This is a genomic window from Accumulibacter sp., assembly GCF_036625195.1.
In the GTDB taxonomy this organism is placed as follows: domain Bacteria; phylum Pseudomonadota; class Gammaproteobacteria; order Burkholderiales; family Rhodocyclaceae; genus Accumulibacter.
Window position 1 is genome coordinate 875,629 of the sequence record NZ_JAZKUG010000001.1, and the last position, 19,745, is coordinate 895,373.

Consider the following 19,745-nt stretch of genomic DNA (forward strand, 5'->3'; position numbering starts at 1 on the left):
ACCCTAAGCCGTTGCCGTGAAGAAGCCGCTGCCGGCGCGCTGGACATCTACGGGCACGAGGCACTTCCTGTTTTCGATGTGGTAGGCAAACTCGTCGCGAAAATGCTTGATGAAACTCTGCACGGGCATCGACGCGGCGTCGCCGAGTGCACAGATCGTACGGCCCATGATGTTGGTGGTCACGCTGGCCAGCAGATCGAGGTCGTCCGTGCGTCCCTTGCCATGCTCAATGCGATGCACGACCTTGTACAACCAGCTGGTCCCCTCACGACAGGGCGTACACTGCCCGCAGGACTCCTCGTAGTAGAAGTACGACAGGCGCTCCAGCGCTTTGACCATGCACGTCGTCTCGTCCATGACGATGACCGCACCCGAACCCAGCATCGACCCCGCCTTGCTGATCGAATCGTAATCCATGGTGCAATCCATCATCGTCGGACCCGGCACCACCGGTGCCGACGAGCCTCCTGGAATGCAGCCCTTCAGCTTCCGGCCGCCACGCATCCCGCCCGCCATCTCGAGCAGCGTGGAAAATGGCGTGCCGAGCGGCACCTCGTAGTTCCCGGGACGGTTCACATGCCCCGAGACGGAGAACAACTTCGTGCCACCGTTGTTCGGCTTGCCCGCCTCGAGGTACTGATCGCCACCCATGTTGATGATGCAGGGCACCGAGGCAAAGGTCTCGGTGTTGTTGATCGTCGTCGGCTTTCCATACAGGCCGAACGACGCAGGAAACGGCGGCTTGAAACGGGGCTGCCCCTTCTTGCCTTCGATCGACTCCAGCAGGGCGGTTTCCTCGCCGCAGATATAGGCGCCATAGCCATGGTGAGCAAAGAGGTCGAAGTCGAAACCAGAGCCCAGGATGTTGCGACCGAGGAAGCCGGCTGCTCGCGCTTCGTCGAGAGCCTCTTCGAAGCGCTCGTAGATCTCCCAGATTTCGCCGTGGATGTAGTTGTAACCACGCGCCGCACCCATGGCAAAGCCGGCGATCGCCATGCCCTCGATCACCGCGTGTGGGTTGTAACGCAGGATGTCACGATCCTTGAAAGTCCCCGGTTCACCCTCGTCCGAGTTGCAGACGACATATTTATCGCCGGGAAAGGCGCGTGGCATGAAGCTCCACTTGAGGCCGGTCGGAAAGCCGGCACCGCCGCGGCCGCGCAGCACCGACTTCTTGACCTCGTTGATGACGTCGCCTTGGCCTATGCCGGACTCGAGGATGCGACGCAGGGCGGAATAACCGTCGCGCTTCACATAGTCAGCCAGCCGCCAAGCGTTGTCTCCGTCAAGGCCAACGGTCAGCATCGGATTGATCGCACCGAGAATCGCCATTACTTGAGCTCCGCCAGCAGTTTGTCGATTTGCTCGGGATTCATCCAGCTGCACATGCGACGATTGTTGACGATCATGACCGGTGCGTCGCCACAGGCTCCCATGCACTCGCTTTCCTTGAGCGTGATGAGACCGTCAGGCGTTGTCTCGTTGAAACCGATTCCCAGCTTCCTTTTCAGGTACTCGCCCGCGTCGACTCCGCCGGTCAGCATGCACGGAAGGTTGGTACACACCGACAGCTTGTACTTGCCTACCGGTTTCAGGTCGTACATGTTGTAGAAGGTGGCGACCTCATAAGCGGCGATCGGCGCCACGCCGAGGTAGCCGGCGACGCATTCGATGGCTTCGCTGGATAGCCAGCCCTGTTCTTCCTGTGCTATGGCAAGGGCAGCCATGACTGCCGACTGTTTCTGGTCGGCGGGGTACTTCGCGATCTCGCGATCGATTCTCTTGAGGGATTCTGGAGTGAGCATCAGCGGTCAATCTCGCCAAAAACGATGTCCTGCGAACCAATGATCGTCACCACGTCCGCCAGCATGTGGCCGCGCGCCATCTCGTTCATGGCCGACAGGTGCACGTAACCCGGAGCCCGTATCTTCAGGCGATACGGCTTGTTCGCTCCGTCAGAAACCAGATAGACGCCAAACTCTCCCTTCGGATGCTCGACGGCCGAATACACCTCGCCCTCGGGAACGTGGATCCCTTCCGTACAGAGCTTGAAATGGTGGATCAGCTCTTCCATGTTCGACTTCATGGCTTCACGGTCGGGCGGCGCGACCTTGTGGTTGTCGGACATCACCGGACCGGGGTTCTGCCGCAGCCAGTCGATGCATTGCTTGACGATGCGGTTGGACTGACGCATCTCCTCCATGCGGACCAGATAGCGATCGTATGAATCGCCCGTGACACCCACCGGGATATCGAAATCGAGACGGTCATAGACCTCGTACGGCTGCTTCTTCCGCAGATCCCAGGCAATGCCCGACCCACGCAGCATCGGCCCACTGAAACCGCGCTGCAGGGCGCGCTCCGGCGTGACGATGCCGACATCGACCAGGCGCTGCTTCCAGATACGGTTGTCGGTCAGCAGGGTCTCGTATTCATCGAGAAGCTTCGGAAAGCGGCTGGCGAAATCGTCGAGGAAATCAAGCAGGGAACCACTGCGCGCCTCATTGAACGGCCTGATCTGCGCCGCACTTTTCCACTTCGACTCCTGGTACTGCGACATGCGATCGGGCAGGTCGCGGTAGACACCACCGGGGCGGTAATAGGCGGCATGCATGCGGGCGCCAGAGACGGCCTCATAGGCGTCGACCAGATCCTCGCGCTCCCGAAAGGCGTACAGAACCATCGTCATCGCGCCGACATCGAGACCGTGACAGCCAACCCACAGCAGGTGATTGAGGATGCGCGTGATCTCGTCGAACATCACGCGGATGTACTGCGCACGGATGGGAACCTCGATCTGCAGCAACCTCTCGATGGCCATGCAATAAGCGTGCTCGTTGCACATCATCGACATGTAATCGAGGCGGTCCATGTACGGCACCGACTGGATCCAGGTCCGCGTTTCGGCCAGCTTCTCGGTCGCGCGGTGCAGCAGGCCGATGTGTGGATCGGCACGCACCACCACTTCACCGTCCAGTTCGAGAACCATGCGCAGCACCCCGTGCGCCGCGGGGTGCTGCGGCCCGAAGTTGAGCGTGAAGTTGCGCAGTTCAGGCATTGTCTGCATCCCCGTAGGTCGCTTCGCGAACGATCCGCGGCGTGACTTCCCGCGGTTCGATGGTCACCGGTTGATAGATCACCCGCTGCTGCTCCGGGTCGTAGCGCATCTCGACATAGCCTGAAATGGGGAAATCCTTGCGGAATGGATGGCCAATGAATCCGTAGTCGGTAAGAATCCGGCGCAGGTCTTCGTGCCCCGGGAAGACGATGCCGTAAAGGTCGAACGCCTCACGCTCGAACCAGTCAGCTGAATTCCAGATGGCCGTCACCGAAGGCACGGCAGGGAAATCATCGGCAGCGGCAAAACAACGAACCCGCAGGCGTCGGTTCTTGGCAACCGACAGCAGGTGCGTCACGGCAGCGAAACGCGGCCCTTCGCCGGGTTCGTGGCCATAGGTCGAATAGTCGACACCGCACAGATCGATCAGCTCGTCGAAGGCCAACTCCGGCTCGTCCCGCAGGGTCTGCATGACAGGGAGGTAATCGGCAACAGCCACCTCGATGGTCACTTCACCGAGCGCCACCTTGATGGACTTCAGGCGATCACCGAGATGCTCCTGCAGGTTCTGGCAAAGCGCTTCCAGCGTGGCAGACATGGTCGACTCTCGGTTGTGGGTTGTTCAGCGGGCGATGGTGTTGGTTCGGCGAATCTTGTTCTGCAATTGGATCAGCCCGTAGATCAACGCCTCGGCAGTCGGCGGACAGCCCGGGACATAGATGTCGACCGGAACGATGCGGTCGCAACCGCGGACCACCGAATAGGAGTAGTGATAGTAGCCACCACCATTGGCGCAGGAACCCATCGAGACCACCCAACGCGGCTCGGCCATCTGGTCGTAAACCTTGCGCATTGCCGGCGCCATCTTGTTCGTCAGCGTCCCGGCGACCACCATCACATCGGACTGCCGGGGACTGGGGCGAAAGACGATGCCAAAGCGGTCGAGGTCGTAGCGGGAACAGCCGGCGTGGATCATCTCGATGGCACAGCAGGCAAGACCGAAGGTCATCGGCCAGAGCGAGCCGGTGCGCACATAGTTGATCAGCTTGTCCGCCGTCGTGGTGACGAAGCCTTCCTGAAGGATGCCCTCAATGCCCATCGCTCACTCCCAATCCAGTGCGCCCTTGGCCCACGCGTAGACGAAACCGACGACCAGGATGGCGATGAAGACGAGCATCTCGATGAAGCCAAACCATTTCACCGATTCGGTTGCGACGATTTCCCGGAAGATGGTCGCCCACGGCAAAAGGAAGGCCACTTCGAGGTCAAACAGGATGAAGAGGATGGCGATCAGGTAATAGCGCACGTCAAACTTCATGCGCGCATCTTCGAACGCCTCGAAGCCACACTCATACGGTGAGAGCTTTTCGCTGTCCGGGCGATGCGGCCCGACCACAAGACCCGCGATGACGGGCGCAAAGCCAAAAGCAACGCCAATCAGGATGAAGACTAGTACCGGGAAATAGCTTTCCAGCATGATCTGCCCCACAAGCGTTTCACTTCAATCCGCAGCCGCCCGCCAGAGGCGGCTCCTCATGGTGCCGACGATGAGACTCGAACTCATACGACCGAAGTCACTACCCCCTCAAGATAGCGTGTATACCAATTTCACCACGTCGGCACTACCTCGACAGCGCGAGCTCCATGAGGGCTGCTGCGTCCCGCTACTGCCTTGAAACCAGGTCACTTGGGGATATCTTTTGCCTTCGAATCGGCATCCGATGGGCCAGCTCCCTTGTCAACACCGCCCGCCGGCGGCGTCTGAACAGGCGCTGAGTTTACCGCATCCTGCATCACACTGCCAGTCGTTTTTGGCTTGCTGGAAGCCAGGAAAGCCAGCGAAAGACTGGTCAGGAAGAACACCGTCGCCAGTACTGCCGTCGCCCGACTGAGGAAATTGGCCGAGCCGGTCGCGCCGAAAAGGCTTCCCGACGCACCACTGCCAAACGCGGCTCCCATGTCGGCCCCCTTGCCATGCTGCACCAGGACAAGCCCGATCACGCCGACGGCCGCCAGAATGTGCACCATGAGAACCAGAAAGAATAGATAGTCCATATCGCCTCGGACGCCAGCTCACAGCGGACTGCCTGCGGGCACGGCAACGCGGAACAAAAACCGGCGGAGTATAGCCACTTTGCTGGCGTTCGGTCAAATTGGACCGACCACCAGCAGCCCTGAAGCATGACCCTGCTGAATCGGCCCCGCTTGCCGGAAGCCCCCGTTTTCGGCGCTGAAGCGGTCAGATTGCTGGAGGCTGGCGGCAGGTGAGGGCTGGATGCGCGGGTGGTGTGGGGTCCGTGAAGAGGGTGTCGATCGGTGGCAGGAACTCCGTTGTGATCTCTGGGCGAGCCTCTCCCTGCACCGAGCGCAGCGCGCGGGGTTGTTTCTGGGGCCGTCCGCGACAGCTCACTCGAGTTGCAGGAGAAAGGGTCTGGCGAGAAGCACGCGCATCCGCGCGGAATCGAGCCAGGGCGCAGCGCAGGAATTTCGGATGAAGGCGATGGCCCCGCGCACGCCGAGTTGGTCGAACAGATCGCGCAGCTGTCGCGTGAAGCGCGCCAGGGTATTGAAGACATGCGCCAGCCGCATCAGGAGGTGGTAGCCGCGCATCGCATTCCAGTCGAGGGCAAAGGCATGCTCGTAGTGGTAGCCCTGATGTTTCTCGACGAGGAAGCCCGCTTCGATGCCCCAGCGGTGGCGGGCGCCGAGATTGCAACGCGCATGGACGTTCTCGCAGCTGAGCGGCCGACTGGAGAGCCAGGCGTGGCGTGCCGTCTCGGTCACGATGGCGGCCTGTTGGTCGACCCGCTGCCAGCTTTCCTCACAGACGACCACGTGCAGCTTGAGCCGGCAACGACCGTTCGCGCCAAAGGCATACTCGATGTCATTGACCCAGCTGAAGTGCTGTTGGCGTTTGCCCCAGTCCAGCTGCCGGGTTTGCGACTGCCGCGGCTGCAGCGCGCGGAACTCCTCCCAGACCGAGGGCAGATCCTTGTCCCGGAGGACGATCATGAACTGCCAGCCGGCGCGCAGGCAGCGTTGCATCACCGGCCCGTTGGCGTAGAGTCCGTCGAGCACGAGCAGGATCGGCAGGCGCGGGAACAGTCTCTTGAGCCGGTCGCTCAAGCGCGCAAAGCCGCGCAGCTCGCAATCCTGCTTCTGCGCTTCGCTGTCGCCCAGCGCGTGTTCGAGGAACTCGCTGAGCAACGGGATGACCAGACCGCCGTGGAAGACGAGGCTGGCTTCGAGCACGTAGACGAAGTACTGGGTGTGGCGGTTTTCGTCCTTGCCGACGCTGCGCTGCAGGAGTTCCTCCGCCCAGAGGGTGTCGCCGGCGAGCTTCTGCGAGCCATCGATGGCGATCGGATGGCAGTGGTTGATCAGATAACGCCGGAAGCTCTTGCCGCGGATCAGGCGGCGCACCAGGTCGACGTGCGCCTGTTCGAGTTGCGTCAGGTCGATGTCGCGCAGCAGCCGATAGAGGGTGTCGGCGTGCGGCAGGGCCTCGATCTGCGGGAACAGCAATTGCAGGTTGGCGAGGAACTGCGGACGGGTCATTTCGCGGTTGGTCTCGCGCCGGGAGGCGAACTGGAAGACGAACATCAGCAGCCCATAGAGCAGCAGCGCGGTCAGCTTGTGCCGGCGCTTCCTGGGGGCCCGCGGGTCGGGAATCCGTTCCAGCTGGTCGAGCAAGGCCGGCAGCTCCTGGCGCAGGAGGCGCGCCTGCTTGCTCACGGCGTCCTCGCGGGCTGCCCGTTCTTCGTCGATGGTCGTGAAGGCCGAGCATCGGTTGGGCAGCGGCGGGGGTGACTGGGGCCGTTGTCCCATCGCGCGCCGCTTGGCGTTCAGCGCCTGCTCCTGCCGTCTCTTGTCGCTGCGTTGCGCCCGAATGCCGGCACGCGTCGGACGACGGCAGGGTTTGCTCATCGCCGGGTGGGCTCGGTCACGGCGCACAGCCGGTCCCGACCGTCGCTGCCGAGCGGCTTGACCCATACTTGCCGAGGCGTGCTGTGATAGGTCCGCCCAGGGCGGGCCAGCCCGCGTCCGCTGGTCTCTCCGAGCAATTGCCAACCGGCAGCCCGGTAGCAGGTGCCGGTATGCTGTCGCGGGTCGACGAAGCTTTCCAGCAGCAGGGGCTCGAAGCCCCAATGTTCGAGCCAGTCGCTGCGCGCACGACGCGCGAGTTGGCCGAGCACCTGGCTGGCCAGATGCGGTACGCGAACGTGCGGGAAGATCAGGAAGCGACTGTTGTTGAGTACCCGTGGCAGGTTGTGGCGCCGGGTCTGAGCGGTCCAGCCGATCCAGTCGTCGCGCACGGCCACCGCCCGGGCGGCACCGGACAACAGGACACAACCGAGCCGCAGCTCGCCCGCCGTGATGAAGTAACGCAACCGGTAGCCGAAGGCACCCTGGAAACCGAGCGGGTGCCAGCGCGCCATCAGATCATCCCATTGCTTCGCCAAGGCGGTGTCGCGGATCACTTCCAGGCGGACCGGGGCCAGGGCCGACAGCGAAACCTCCACCGGAGTCGGCTCGACCATCGGCTCGGCAACGGCCCGGGGCTGCGCCGGGCAGCGTGGCGTCGAACGGGATACCCGCGCGGCCCGCTGTGCGGGCAGGACGAGCAGGCCGGCCGCCTGCAAGCGCTGCAGGAACTCCAGGCAGGCGCCGGTCTTCGCCGTCCCCGTCAGCGTCACCCAGCCCAGATGCTCGCACAGCGTCGCCGCCAGTTCATGGCGCGCCAATCCGGGCAGCCACGCCACCGTCGCGCAGATGTCGGCAACCTCTCGCGCACTGAACTCCCGGCCGCAGTGCACCCAACTGCTCGGCGTCATCGCATCCATCGCACAACCTTCACCAGAAACGCAGATCCGCTAACCTCAGCCTATTCTGCCAAAGGCCTCGAAAATTGTCTAGCCCTCCTTTGCGAAAGCCTTTTTTTTGCGGTGGCCGCCAAGCCTTGCTACGACTGGGCTGCGCGGGTGATGCTTCAGGGCTGGACCACCAGTACTGGTGGAGCCGCCTCACCGGGTGGTCTTCTGCCAGCGAAGTGGCGACGCAGACACGGCCTTCAGTTTCGTTCACGAGCCGTGCCGGTCGATCGACGCACCACCGATTCGCCGCGACACGGCTCCGTGCAACCGGCCGGCAACAAGTCCGGCGCGCAGACCGCCGCCAGCGTTCGGAACAGCCAAATACCTCGAAGGCGAGCCCGTTGTCGCGCCAAACCGCGCCAGGAGTCGGGGCACTGCAGAAGCTGCCATCCAGTCTGCGCGGCACCTGCCGGACGGTCTCTCCTACAGGCGAGAGGTCTGTCCTTCGCTCGCCCGGCGCTGTCGCGCCAGGCATCGGCAATCCTTCTCTGGACGCTGCCCGGAATCAGTGGTCGACAGATCTCCCTCGCGCGGCCCTCCGCCACGGCCCTGCGGGCCCGTGCTCACCACTCAGGACTTGCCGCCCTTCGTTCCCTGCCCCACTTTCGGACTGTAGCCGCTGAGTTCCATGAAGCCCACGCCAGCATGGGATCCGCCAACCTTGACAGCACCTTCCCAGTACACATTGAGCGTCGTCGTCCGCGCGTCCATTTCGCTCGCGCGGAGGACTGGTTCGATCTTCAGCCGCGCATCCCAGGCCGGTAGCGAGATTGTCCAGTCCACCGGATAGACAACGCCCGAAGCGGAACTCGTCCAACTCCCGTGGGACGTCGTCGTGAAGTCCTGTGCTCCGAGCGCGGTCACGATACCACCCTTGACGTGCGTCCCCATTCGCAACACGGGAGCGCCCTGGAGATCGAAGAGTTCGAACAACATGATGTCGGCGCCGTCCGTGAGCTGCAGCGCGAACCAGTTCCAGCGCAGCTGCGCCGCCTCGAAATCGCCCCACTGATGGTCAAACCAGACGTCGCCAGTGACCTGCATCGCTTGGCCATCGATCGTCAAAGTGCCCTCGGCAACCATGCGTGGGCGTGACGTGTAATAGCTCAGACCAGCCGCCGCGAAGTCGAGGAGACCTGCTTGCGGCGTTCTTGGTGCCTGATGCAACACTGGCGGCGACTGGTCGTTGAGTTGCAGGTCGAGCGTAAAGCCATTGCCTGCCATTTTCGCGACGTGTCGTGACCCCTCGCCCCGCATCTGCCAGGCGCCATGGCTGAACTCGAAACCATTCTTGCGGCCTTGCGCTGGGTTGCCCGCAGTACGGGTTTGCTCGCTGAACAACTTGCCGTTCCGGTGGTCAAGGAGCGATCCGTGAAAGACCGTGTGAGTCAGGGTGCCCTGCCGCAGGAAGGTGGCCAGATGGAAGGAAAAGCGCTCGCCGCTGGCCGTCTGCAGATGCCCACTGTAGTACCACCATTCCGTGAGCATGGCATGCGGAGCGTCGTCGGCGGGCAGACTGACCGGCGGCATCGCCGCCGCCGACTTGCCGCTCGCCTGCGGGCGCTCGCTTGCAGGAGGCAGAGCCGCCGCGACGGGAGCTTTCTCCGAGCGGAAGATCAGCACCCAGCCGACGGCCAGCATGATGAGCACCCAGCCAGAAATGACCAGCCAACGATAGCGCCTGAACCAGCGCGACGATCCGGGTCGGGCTCTGCCACGCGGGCGGCGCTCGCTGCCGTAGGCATGAGATATTCCAGTGTTCATTGCAATGGCCCTCGTGGAACAAGACCGATTGGATTGACGAGCGGCACAGGGCCCGATCGAGAGAGCTCGCGTTCCGCCGCGCGGCAGCGTCGCTTCATCGCCAGCCACCTTCGAGTACCGCCAACCACGACAGGGTCGCGTCTTCCACCCGCACACGCAGTTGACTGGACGAGAAGGTATGGTCAGCGTCGACAAGGTCAACCCGATGCACGTTGGCAGCCTCCAGCAAACCCAACCAAGCCTGATCGGACACCGTATACTCGATAAATTCCTTTGCCGTGTAGTCGTTGCCGCTGAGAACCAGCAAGAGTTGCCCAGCGAACCCCCGCCACCCAGCTGCCATGCCATCCTGGAACAACTGTCGCGCCGGAGCCGTCGCGGCCGCGGCCCGCCGACGCGATCGCAGCGCAGCGCCCAGCAACTCCCGAACGGACCGACCCACCTCCAACTGGCCGCTGCCAAGCTTGGACCAGAATTCCTTCTGCAGCAGGCGCTGACCGTAGTAGTGCTTGATCTGGGTCCGCGCCTGGCTGGTCTCTGATCGCACCCACGGATTGAGCAGTACGAGACCAGTGAGCCGCTTGTCGCGGGTCGCATCGACATACAGCAGAGCGGCCGAGGCGGCGTCACACAGACCCCAAAGGACAATCCGTCGCAGCGATGGCACACAACGTTGAAAGGCGTCGATGGCCGCAGCGATATCGGCCCCAACTTCCTCGAAGCTGCGCATGGCCCCGCTGGCGTCGCCCATCCCTCGATAGTCGAAGCGCATCGACGGATAGCCTTCGGCTGCCAGTCGGCGAGACAGGTGGACAAACTGGCGATGGCTGCCAACCCGGTACTGCGGACCGCCTACGATGATCAGCACACCGCACTCGGGCGCAGGCAGAGCTCCCGAAGCTGTCGCTGCGAGTCCATCGGCCCCGGGGATGCCGTCCCGCCGGTCGCCGCCAGGCTCACTGCCGGCGCCTGCAGCGGCCGGCGCCTGCCAGGGCGCGGCGACGACAGCAACCAACTGTTCGCCTTCGCAAGGGAAGAGCACAGCCTGTTCGAGCACGCTCATGGTGCCGGAGCCTGCTGCATCGCCCACAGGCTGGCCTGCAAGAGGGCGGTGCATTCACTGATCTCGCTGGTCTGCCAGAAGACTGGACCATTCACCACCGTGCCGCGCGCTTCCTGGCCTGCCGCCTGCCATTGCGTCAGGCGAGCTACAGCGGCAGGTGACAAGCCGGCATCAGGGCGACTCGAGATCTCGATCCATTCGACCCGACCCGAACGATGCGGCAACAGCAACTCGGCTTTCTCCAGCCCACCCGCCACGGTCGCTGGCAACATGTAACCAGCGACCTCGACCGACTGCCCCTGTCGCAACTGCTGACGCAACGCCTCCATGACGCCCCTGCCCTCACCTCCAGCGAGCTCTGCCGCCAGCTTCAGACGCAGGAATTGTTGCAGATACTGCTTGCCAACGAGCACGGGCTGCCAGAACAGCAGGTCAACCGCGCACGACATCCGATTGGCTGCCTCGTTGGCCAGCAGGCAGCCCGTGCGATGGCCCCACAACCACAGCGGCGCTTCGGTCCTCTGCTGCAACCACGCGCAGGCGAGTTCCACGTCGGCAAGCCAAGCCTCCCAGGAGGCATCGGCCAGATCACCGGAACTGTCGCCACAGCCCAGCAGGTCGATCTGCAGGACGGCGTATCCCGCAGCCGCCATCGCCCGTGCCTGCAAGGCCACCATCCGTCTCGACTTGTTGAGTTCCTCGGCGAACGGGGGCACGAATACGACTGCACCAGTGAGCTCGCAGGCATTGTCCGGCCAGTGCAGCAGCGCGAAGCGCCGTCCGGGGTTGGCCGGCAGAAAAAAGGCTTCGAGGGCCATCTGCAGGCGAGTTCAGCCGCCCATCTTGCGAGTGACGAAATCGACCAGACTTGCCAGAGAAGCAAAAACCGAACCGTCCATCTCGTCGTCGTCGACGCAGAAGCCGAAGCGTTCCTCCAGATTCGTGATCAACGCCACCACCGCCATCGAGTCGAGCTCGGGAAGCGCACCCAGCAGCGGAGTATCGAGCGAAAAGGACCGAGCCCTGCCATTCAGGCTCAAGACCTCGTCAAGAACTGAAACCACCTCGCTTTTGATATCCATTTCGTCTCCAGTGCGTTCAACGCTCACCAGCCTCGCCTGCGGCAGGTTTTCAGAGTCGATTATACCGAGGCGGGCAGCGGGCTCCGTGCGATACCTCACGGTCCAACCGGCACGCACGGCGGAACCGGTCCGCTCGACAAGCTTTCCCTGAAACGGCGGTGACCACCGGAAGATCATCCTCATGCAGGCGGCCCAGGCATGCCGGGGTCCGAGACTGCGTTCAACCTGCCGCCGAACACCGCTTCCAGGAGGCAGCGGCAGCAAAACCGACGTCATAGCTGCCCAGCATCGAAAATGACAGACAGCAGGCCGTTGACCGGCTCGGGTTTCCATGTTGTAGTCCGCAGCGGAGACTTTCCCAGCGCTGCTCCGCGCACCCTGTTGATGAGAGGAGACCACAGATGTCGAAGAAGAAGGACGGGAAGAAGTCTGCGGCAGCCAAGGCCGCGTCCCACGAAGCATCTACCGTTGATCCGTTGCAGGCCCTGCACGATCGAGTCGCGGCAATCGAGGGAGAGCTCGCGCAACTCAAGCTCAAGGAGGGTCCTCCTGGACCGCCGGGAAGTCGCGGACCAGCTGGCCCACAAGGCAAGACCGGTCCAAGCGGAGCCAAAGGCGACCCGGGACCGCCTGGTCCGGCTGGTCCGGCTGGTCCGGCTGGTCCGGCGGGGCCGCAAGGCGGGGAAGGTCCGCCCGGACCGGCCGGTGCCAAGGGGGCAACCGGGCCGAAAGGGTCACCTGGGCCCAAGGGTGATCCGGCTTCGCCCGCCTGATCGTCTCGCGCAGCGCAACTCCCACCCTCCCGAACAAGCGTGGGCCTGCTGGCCGACGCTCCCGTGCCCGTCAGCCACCGAGGGAGCAGGACAGGGAGCGCCGGCGGTGGCGCTTCAATCGCGGGCGCAGCCGGCACGGCGGCCAGGGGTGACCCGAGTGACTCTGGGGTAGCGCGGCCACTCGGCCGCGTTGCTCGACTGCTCATCACCGGCCCATGCACATGAACAGCCGGCAGCTCACGCGCTCGCAGCCCATATCCGGGCGCGCTGGCGACCGCTTTCTGGCACCTGCCGCATCATGCGCGACCAAGAACACCGCAGCCTCTTGGCACCCTGGAACAAGGGCTGAAGCTGGCTCAGCAAGCGCCGGAAGCAGCAGCAGGAGCTACTCGGCCGCAAACAGCGTCACTCGCATGGCCCTGCTTCGCACCTCCAGCAGCGTGCGATAGCTTTCGCTGGTCGCCCATGCCTGCGCGTCCTCGAGTCGTTCGAACTCGAGTTCGACCACTGCCTCGAAGCCTTCGCAGCCCAGTTCGTTCCAGAACACCTGTGTCACCGATCCGCGGAAGCGGATTCGGCCGCCAAACTCCGCAACGGTCCTGCCCACTTCGCCGCGATAGGCCTCGAATGCCGTTGGCTCGATGATCCGTATCAGGCCGATGACTTTGCTCACCGTTCAGCTCGGCTTGCGCTTGGCACGCGGATGTGCCTGATCGTAGACGGCGGCCAGGTGCTGGAAGTCGAGGTGCGTATAGACCTGCGTCGAGGAAATGCTGGCATGACCGAGCATCTCCTGCACGGCACGGAGATCTCCCGAGGATTGCAGGACATGCGAGGCGAAGGAATGGCGCAACATGTGCGGATGCACACGGGCAAGCAGACCCTGCGCCAGACCACGGCGCTGCAGGCGCAGCTGGATCATGCGCACACCAAGGCGCGTGCCACGCTGGCTGACGAAGAGGGCTGCTTCGCCTTCCGCCGCCAGCCTCGAGCGCTGCGCCGCCCAATCTGCGACCGCCCGCCTCGCCCTGCTGCCGACAGGCACGATGCGCAGCTTGTTGCGCTTGCCGAGCACCCGCACCTCTCCGCCCAGCAGCTCTTCGAGGCATGACAGATCGAGCCCGGCCAACTCGGCCAGGCGCAGCCCGGACGAATAGAACAGCTCGAAGATTGCCTGATCGCGCAGTTGCAGCAGGTTTTCGCTCTCTGCCGCAAGAAGCCGGTTCGCTTCGTCGGGCGAAAGCACCTTGGGCAGCGCCTGCGGACTCTTCGGCGGGCGGACACCATCGACCGGGTTGTGGTTCACCTGTCCGCGCTGGCCAAGCCAGCGATAGAAACCACGCCACGCGGACAACGTACGTCCCAGCGACCGGCCGCCAAGCCCACGCGTGTGCAACTGCGCGACGAAACGGCGTATGTGATGCGGCTGCAGGCTGGCCAGACTGGCTTCGCCGGGCAGTTCGCCGAGCAAGCGGCAAAGCAGTTCGAGGTCGTGACGGTAGCTTCTGACCGTATGCACCGATGATCGCCGTTGCTGTGCGAGTTCTTCGAGGTAGGAGCGAACACTCGCCGCGTTCTCACCCGCGGTCATTCAGGACACCCTGTCGGAACCAGTGCGGACGCCTTCAGCCAAGGACGCGTGCCAACGCTGCCGCTGCCATCTCGCCGAGACGCTCGAGGTAGATCGTTCCCATTCCGGCGTAGAAGCGCGCGGAATCCTCACTGCCAAGCGCGATCATGCCCCGCGTGGCGCCGCCATCCCGGATCGCGATCAGTCCCTGCGAACGCACGTGCGTGGCCGCTTCCCCGAACCAGGACGAGGTTTCGAAGCCACTGGTCGAACCGCAGAACGGTTGCACCAGAGTCTCGGCGAAAGCCTGCAGTTCCTCACTGACCTCCGCAAACTCCGGCAATTCCTCGTGGCCCTCGGGGTGCCGCCAGAGACGTACGGCAACATGCGGTACGGCAAAGTCATCGCGCAGATGGAGGTTGAGGGTGTGCAGCACCGCCTGGAAGCTCCGCGCCACGATCATCCCGGTCGCCAACCGATGCATCTTGGCGCCAAGCACATCGTTCTCCTCGCCGAACTGCAGCAGCTCGCCCATCTTGCCCTCTAACTGCCTGTTCTTGTCGCGCAGCGCGAGCATCTGTCGCTCGGTGATCGAGATTGCCCGACCACCGTGTGGGTGCGGCACGACGATGTTGGCCACCAGATCGGCGTGTTGCTCGAAGAAATGTGGATTGTCCTGCAGGTAGCGCGCGACCTCTTCCGCTCTCATAACTCGATCTCTCCCTTGAAGACTGTAACTGCCGGCCCGGTCATGAACACCGGAGCATCCTTGCCCGACCAGGCGACCAGCAGCTCACCTCCTCGCATGGCGACTCGGACGGGGGAATCCAGCAGACCGCGCGCGATTCCGGCCACTGCCGCCGCACAGGCACCGGTACCACAGGCCAGCGTTTCGCCGGCACCGCGTTCATGGACCCGCAAGCGAATCGAGTGGCGGTCGCTCACCTGCATGAAACCGGCGTTGACACGTTGCGGGAAGCGCGGATGAAACTCGATGGCCGGACCCTGGCGCTCGACCGGTGCCTTGTCGATATCGTCGACGAGCTGCACGGCGTGCGGATTGCCCATGCCAACGGCGGTGATCATGATCTCCTCGTCGGCGAGCTGGAGGGGCTGTAAAATGTCATCCACGTCGCTGACGAACGGAATCCGGTCCGCTGCGAACTCCGGCGGCCCCATGTCGACAGTGATCGAACCGTCGTCTTCGAGGCACGGGACGATCATGCCACTGATCGTCTCGACGCGGATCTGGCGTCGCGTCGTCAGCCCCTGCTCGTGCACGAAGCGGACGAAACAGCGGGCCCCGTTGCCGCACTGTTCGACCTCACCACCATCGGCATTGAAGATCCGATAGCGGAAGTCCGCCCCGGGCCTTGTCGGCGCCTCGACGAGCAGCACCTGATCGCAGCCGATGCCGAAATGACGGTCGGCGAGCCGGCGCAACTGCGCCCGGGTCAACTCGAGCGACTGGCGCACACCGTCAAGGACGACGAAATCGTTGCCGAGACCATGCATCTTGACGAAGGGAAGCAGCATTGGCGTTCACAGGGAAGCTGCCGCAGGCGGCAGTGACTTGGACATTATAAAGTCGTCCATGACGAAGCCGTGGCCAATGTCGACACAGACGGAATCGCGGACAACGAAACCGTACCGGCGGTAGGCCGCAATGGCTGCCTCGTTGCGCTTGTTGACGGCCAGGATGAGTGTCCGGCAGTCGGCGGCGCAGGCGTGGCGTTCGACCTCCTCGATCAGCCGGCCACCGATGCCACCATGCTGCCGCAGCGGGTCGACGTAAAGCTTGTCGAGTTTCATCTCACTCCCGCCAGCCATGGCGATGCAAGATGAAAAGGCCGCCAGGCAACCGCCCACCGTCGCCTTGTCCCACCAGATTCCCGGCTCCTCCAGTTCGGCCAGCAGGCGGTCCCGGCCGTAGCGCTGTGCAAGCATGTAATCGATCTGCTCCTGGCTGATGATCCCCGGGTAGGTCCGTTGCCAGACCTGCCGCGCCAGGGCGACCAGCGAGTCGACGTCGGCCACGCTGACCGGTGTGATCAGGACATTCATTGAAGTTCCGCCGAAAGTGTGCGTTGGGCAAGAGAAGGCGATGCAAGGGGGAACACCGCGCTTCGCCGGTCCCGGTCAAAGTTCGCGATTGTAACGGAGACGGGCTTTCGCCTTAAGCCCGCATTAACGTCGAGCAGCGAGACTGCCGGCCCGGAAGCGACCCACGGTAGCTGCGGCCGTGTCACGACGAGACATGCCGCACCATCGACTGTAGAATCGCCCGCGAAAATCAACGACGAGGGAGGGGCACATGAGCATCGTGGACGACGAACCGGCGGTTGCCTACGACCACCCTGAGCGACACGCCATGACGCAACGGGTAACCTGGGTCAGTGTCCTGGTGAACATTCTGCTGACCGGCGCACAGGTCGTTGCGGGCATCGTTGCCCACTCGCAAGGCCTGATCGCTGACGGACTGCACTCGCTTTCCGACCTCGTCTGCGACTTTCTCGTCCTGTTCGCGGCGCATCACAGCAAGGATCCTGCTGACGAAAGCCACCCTTACGGCCATGCGCGGATCGAAACCGCAGCCTCCTTCGCACTGGGTGCCATCCTGGCGCTGACCGGCGCGGGAATCATATGGAGTGCCGGCGTCAAGCTGCAGTCGCTCGAGGACCTGCCGCCGGTGGCACCAATGGCGTTATGGACCGCGATCGTGGCGCTGGCCGCCAAGGAAGGACTGTTCCGCTACATGCTGCAGGTCGGCGAGAGGCTGCGGTCACCCATGCTGATCTCCAACGCCTGGCATGCCCGCTCGGATGCGGCATCGTCGCTCGTTGTTGCCATCGGCATCGTTGGCAATCTTCTCGGCTATACCTTCGCCGACTCGGTTGCCGCCGTGATCGTCGGTTTCATGATCGTCCGCATGGGAACGGTGTTCGCCTGGGAGGCGGTACAGGAACTGATCGACACCGGGTTGTCGATCGACGAGGTCAACAGCATCCGCCAGGTCATTGTCGATACCCCCGGCGTCAGCAGCCTGCACGAACTGCGGACGAGGCGCATGGCGCATCGTTCGCTGGTCGATGCCCACGTCTGTGTCGAGCCTCGGGTCAGCGTCTCGGAAGGGCACCGGATCGCCGAGATGACGCGCGAACGGGTGCTCGAGAGCCACTCGGCAGTGGCGGACGTCCTCGTCCATGTGGACGTCGAGGACGACCTGGATCATGACCTGGCAAGCCATGGGCTGCCCGACCGCGACGAACTGGTGAAGCATCTGGCCCCCGCTTTCGTCGGTCTCCCCGCCCCGGAGCAAGTCGTACTGCACTATCTCGGGGGCCGGGTCGAGGTCGAGATCCTTCTGGCCGCCGGCATGTCCACGGACAGCGTCGTCCTGGCCAGGCTCGAGGCGGACGTCGCCGCGGTTCTGGCAGATCTGCCGCAGGTCGGTTCCCTGAGCCTGAATCAGCGACTGCGGACCTTCGTCGGCAGCCGCTGAAAGCCCACAGGCGGACGGGCAGCAGGGTGTCAGCCAGGAGCCCAGCCGGACAAACTGCGCGCGCGTGCCACGATCGCGTCCACGGTAATGCCGAAAAACCGGTAAAGATCGGCCGCCGGCGCCGATTCGCCAAAACGGTCGATGCCGATCACCGCGCCAGCCGTGCCCACATACTTCCACCACAGGTCGGGATGCCCAGCCTCGACGGCCAGTATCGGCGTCGCCAACGGCAGCACCTGGCGACGATACGCTGGCAGCTGCCGGTCGAAACGCTCGCTGCAGGGCATGGCGACGACACGAACCGGGATGCCCTGCTGCAACAGCACAGCCTGTGCCTCCAGAACGAGACTGACCTCTGAGCCCGTCGCCAGCAGTACCAGTCGCGCATCACCGTCTGCCGCTTCGCGCAGGACATAGCCGCCACGCCGGATGTCGGCAACCTGCTCCGGTGGTCGCGGCAGGGCCGGCAGGTTCTGGCGCGAGAGAAGAAGGCACGAAGGACCGTCGCCACGCTCGAGGGCGGCGACCCAGGCAACGGCAGTCTCGACGGAATCGGCCGGACGCCAGACATCGAGCCCCGGGATCAGACGCAGCGACGCAGCCTGCTCGATCGGCTGGTGTGTCGGACCATCCTCGCCCAGTCCGATCGAGTCGTGCGTGTAGACCATCACCTGCCGCTGCTTCATCAGGGCTGCGAGACGGATGGCGTTGCGCGCATAATCCGAGAAGACGAGGAAGGTCGCCGTATAGGGGATGAAGCCGCCGTGCAGCGCTATGCCGTTGGCGATTGCCGTCATCGCGAACTCGCGCACGCCATAGTTGATGTAGTTGCCGGCGGCCTCGCGGTTGGCGGATCTGGTTCCAGTCCAGTTGCAGAGGTTCGAACCGGTCAGGTCCGCCGAACCGCCAAGCAGTTCAGGCAGGGCCGAAGCAAGGTCCTCGATGGCATCCTGCGATGCCTTGCGTGTCGCGACCGCGGCTGCCTGCCCCGAGCAACGGGCAAGCAGCGCTGCCACGCGCGCATCCCAGTCGGCAGGAAGATCGCCCCGCATCCGACGCTCGAACTCGCGTGCCAGTTCCGGAAAGGCGTCGCGATAGGCGGCGAAAGCGGCGTCCCACGCATACTCGGCTGCTTCGCCCTTGCCCCGTGCATCCCAACCCGCCCGCACGTCGGCCGGAACCTCGAAGGCAGGATACGGCCACTCGAGCTGGCGTCGCGTGTTGGCGATCTCGTTGGAGCCCAGTGGGGCGCCGTGAACGTCGTGCGTACCACCCTTGTTTGGTGAGCCAAAACCAATCATCGTCTTGCAGCAGATCAGCGTCGGTCGCCCGGTGGCGGTCCTGGCGACGCGAATCGCGGCTTCGATCGAATCGACGTCGTGGCCATCGCAGTGGGGCAGCACGCGCCAGCCGTAGGCTTCGAAGCGCTTGGCCGTATCGTCGGCGAACCAGGGTTGCACGTGACCGTCGATCGAGATTCCGTTGTCGTCGTAGAAGACGATCAACTTCGACAGTGACAGTCGCCCTGCCAGCGAACATGCCTCATGCGAGACGCCTTCCATCAGGCAGCCATCCCCGACGAAGGCATAGGTGTGGTGATCGACGATCGAATGTCCGGGGCGGTTGAAGCTCTCCGCCAGCAACCGTTCGGCGACGGCCATTCCGACCGCGTTGGCCAGACCCTGGCCGAGCGGGCCGGTAGTGGTTTCGACGCCGGGCGTCACGCCGAACTCGGGGTGGCCGGGTGTCTTCGAATGCAGCTGTCGGAAGCGCTGCAGGTCACCAATCGACAGATCGTAGCCAGACAGATGCAACAGGGCGTAGAGCAGCATCGACCCGTGACCGTTGGAGACGACGAACCGATCACGGTTCACCCAGCCCGGATTGGCCGGATTGTGCGTGAGGTGGCGTCGCCACAGCACCTCTGCGATGTCGGCCATGCCCATCGGCATCCCGGGGTGACCGGAGTTCGCCACATGGATGGCATCGATGGCGAGAAAACGCAGTGCGTTGGCACAGCGCCGGCGGAACTTGCGGGATTCGGTGGGCAAGACGATCT

20 protein-coding genes and 1 tRNA gene are annotated in these 19,745 nt (G+C 63.8%); 1 reads left to right on the plus strand and 20 read right to left on the minus strand.

Going from position 1 to position 19,745, the window contains the following annotated elements; genetic code table 11:
* Positions 1-3 precede the first annotated feature (3 nt).
* From nuoF to V5B60_RS03945, 19 genes are all read right to left on the minus strand, one after another.
* Positions 4-1,305 carry an NADH-quinone oxidoreductase subunit NuoF gene (gene nuoF, locus V5B60_RS03855; protein ID WP_332350409.1) on the minus strand — a complete coding sequence of 434 codons (1,302 nt, stop codon included), beginning with the start codon at positions 1,303-1,305 and terminating at the stop codon, positions 4-6.
* 26 nt (positions 1,306-1,331) lie between these two features.
* Entirely contained in the window at positions 1,332-1,805 is a 474-nt protein-coding gene (nuoE, locus tag V5B60_RS03860) for an NADH-quinone oxidoreductase subunit NuoE (RefSeq protein WP_332345703.1), read from the minus strand.
* A complete protein-coding gene (locus V5B60_RS03865) occupies positions 1,805-3,058 on the minus strand; it encodes an NADH-quinone oxidoreductase subunit D (protein WP_332345704.1) in 1,254 nt (417 codons plus the stop codon). The genes nuoE and V5B60_RS03865 overlap by 1 nt, the downstream gene beginning before the upstream one ends.
* Positions 3,051-3,656 carry an NADH-quinone oxidoreductase subunit C gene (locus V5B60_RS03870; protein WP_332345705.1) on the minus strand — a complete coding sequence of 202 codons (606 nt, stop codon included), beginning with the start codon at positions 3,654-3,656 and terminating at the stop codon, positions 3,051-3,053. The genes V5B60_RS03865 and V5B60_RS03870 overlap by 8 nt, the downstream gene beginning before the upstream one ends.
* A 24-nt stretch (positions 3,657-3,680) precedes the next feature.
* Complete coding sequence (locus tag V5B60_RS03875; RefSeq protein ID WP_034941342.1) at positions 3,681-4,157, minus strand: NuoB/complex I 20 kDa subunit family protein; 477 nt, start codon at positions 4,155-4,157, stop codon at positions 3,681-3,683.
* Between the two features lie 3 nt (positions 4,158-4,160).
* Positions 4,161-4,535 carry an NADH-quinone oxidoreductase subunit A gene (locus tag V5B60_RS03880; protein WP_034941339.1) on the minus strand — a complete coding sequence of 125 codons (375 nt, stop codon included), beginning with the start codon at positions 4,533-4,535 and terminating at the stop codon, positions 4,161-4,163.
* Between the two features lie 59 nt (positions 4,536-4,594).
* Positions 4,595-4,679 (minus strand) — tRNA-Leu (locus V5B60_RS03885).
* A 62-nt stretch (positions 4,680-4,741) separates the two neighbouring features.
* A complete protein-coding gene (gene secG, locus V5B60_RS03890) occupies positions 4,742-5,113 on the minus strand; it encodes a preprotein translocase subunit SecG (RefSeq protein WP_332345706.1) in 372 nt (123 codons plus the stop codon).
* Positions 5,114-5,464: 351 nt separating this feature from the next.
* Positions 5,465-6,985, minus strand: coding sequence for a transposase family protein (locus V5B60_RS03895; RefSeq protein WP_332345707.1), 1,521 nt, complete (start codon positions 6,983-6,985; stop codon positions 5,465-5,467).
* Positions 6,982-7,902 (minus strand): DUF4338 domain-containing protein, encoded by a 921-nt coding sequence (locus tag V5B60_RS03900; protein WP_332345708.1) that lies wholly within the window; start codon positions 7,900-7,902, stop codon positions 6,982-6,984. Before V5B60_RS03900 ends, V5B60_RS03895 begins: the two co-directional genes overlap by 4 nt.
* A 600-nt stretch (positions 7,903-8,502) precedes the next feature.
* On the minus strand, positions 8,503-9,696 hold the full coding sequence (locus V5B60_RS03905; RefSeq protein ID WP_332345709.1) for a lipocalin family protein: 1,194 nt from the start codon (positions 9,694-9,696) through the stop codon (positions 8,503-8,505).
* A gap of 94 nt (positions 9,697-9,790) precedes the next feature.
* The gene (locus tag V5B60_RS03910) at positions 9,791-10,759 is read right to left on the minus strand and encodes a hydrolase 1, exosortase A system-associated (RefSeq protein ID WP_332345710.1); all 969 of its coding nucleotides are present in this window, start codon (positions 10,757-10,759) and stop codon (positions 9,791-9,793) included.
* Complete coding sequence (locus V5B60_RS03915; RefSeq protein WP_332345712.1) at positions 10,756-11,577, minus strand: hydrolase 2, exosortase A system-associated; 822 nt, start codon at positions 11,575-11,577, stop codon at positions 10,756-10,758. Before V5B60_RS03915 ends, V5B60_RS03910 begins: the two co-directional genes overlap by 4 nt.
* Before the next feature lie 12 nt (positions 11,578-11,589).
* Positions 11,590-11,841, minus strand: a complete 252-nt coding sequence (locus tag V5B60_RS03920) for an acyl carrier protein (protein WP_332345713.1) — start codon at positions 11,839-11,841, stop codon at positions 11,590-11,592.
* 1,158 nt (positions 11,842-12,999) lie between these two features.
* The gene (locus V5B60_RS03925) at positions 13,000-13,287 is read right to left on the minus strand and encodes a DUF1330 domain-containing protein (protein ID WP_332345714.1); all 288 of its coding nucleotides are present in this window, start codon (positions 13,285-13,287) and stop codon (positions 13,000-13,002) included.
* Positions 13,288-13,290: 3 nt separating this feature from the next.
* Positions 13,291-14,205, minus strand: a complete 915-nt coding sequence (gene xerC, locus V5B60_RS03930) for a tyrosine recombinase XerC (RefSeq protein ID WP_332345715.1) — start codon at positions 14,203-14,205, stop codon at positions 13,291-13,293.
* A gap of 34 nt (positions 14,206-14,239) precedes the next feature.
* The gene (locus tag V5B60_RS03935; protein WP_332345716.1) at positions 14,240-14,893 is read right to left on the minus strand and encodes a DUF484 family protein; all 654 of its coding nucleotides are present in this window, start codon (positions 14,891-14,893) and stop codon (positions 14,240-14,242) included.
* Positions 14,890-15,720: a diaminopimelate epimerase gene (dapF, locus tag V5B60_RS03940; RefSeq protein ID WP_332345718.1), complete on the minus strand. Its 831-nt coding sequence runs from the start codon at positions 15,718-15,720 to the stop codon at positions 14,890-14,892. The genes V5B60_RS03935 and dapF overlap by 4 nt, the downstream gene beginning before the upstream one ends.
* A 6-nt stretch (positions 15,721-15,726) precedes the next feature.
* On the minus strand, positions 15,727-16,248 hold the full coding sequence (locus V5B60_RS03945) for a GNAT family N-acetyltransferase (RefSeq protein WP_332345720.1): 522 nt from the start codon (positions 16,246-16,248) through the stop codon (positions 15,727-15,729).
* A gap of 250 nt (positions 16,249-16,498) precedes the next feature.
* Between V5B60_RS03945 and V5B60_RS03950 the strand changes: the two genes are divergently transcribed.
* Positions 16,499-17,686: a cation diffusion facilitator family transporter gene (locus V5B60_RS03950; protein ID WP_332345722.1), complete on the plus strand. Its 1,188-nt coding sequence runs from the start codon at positions 16,499-16,501 to the stop codon at positions 17,684-17,686.
* A gap of 29 nt (positions 17,687-17,715) precedes the next feature.
* Here V5B60_RS03950 and tkt read toward each other — a convergent pair whose 3' ends face one another.
* Positions 17,716-19,737: a transketolase gene (gene tkt / locus V5B60_RS03955; protein WP_332345723.1), complete on the minus strand. Its 2,022-nt coding sequence runs from the start codon at positions 19,735-19,737 to the stop codon at positions 17,716-17,718.
* Positions 19,738-19,745 lie beyond the last annotated feature (8 nt).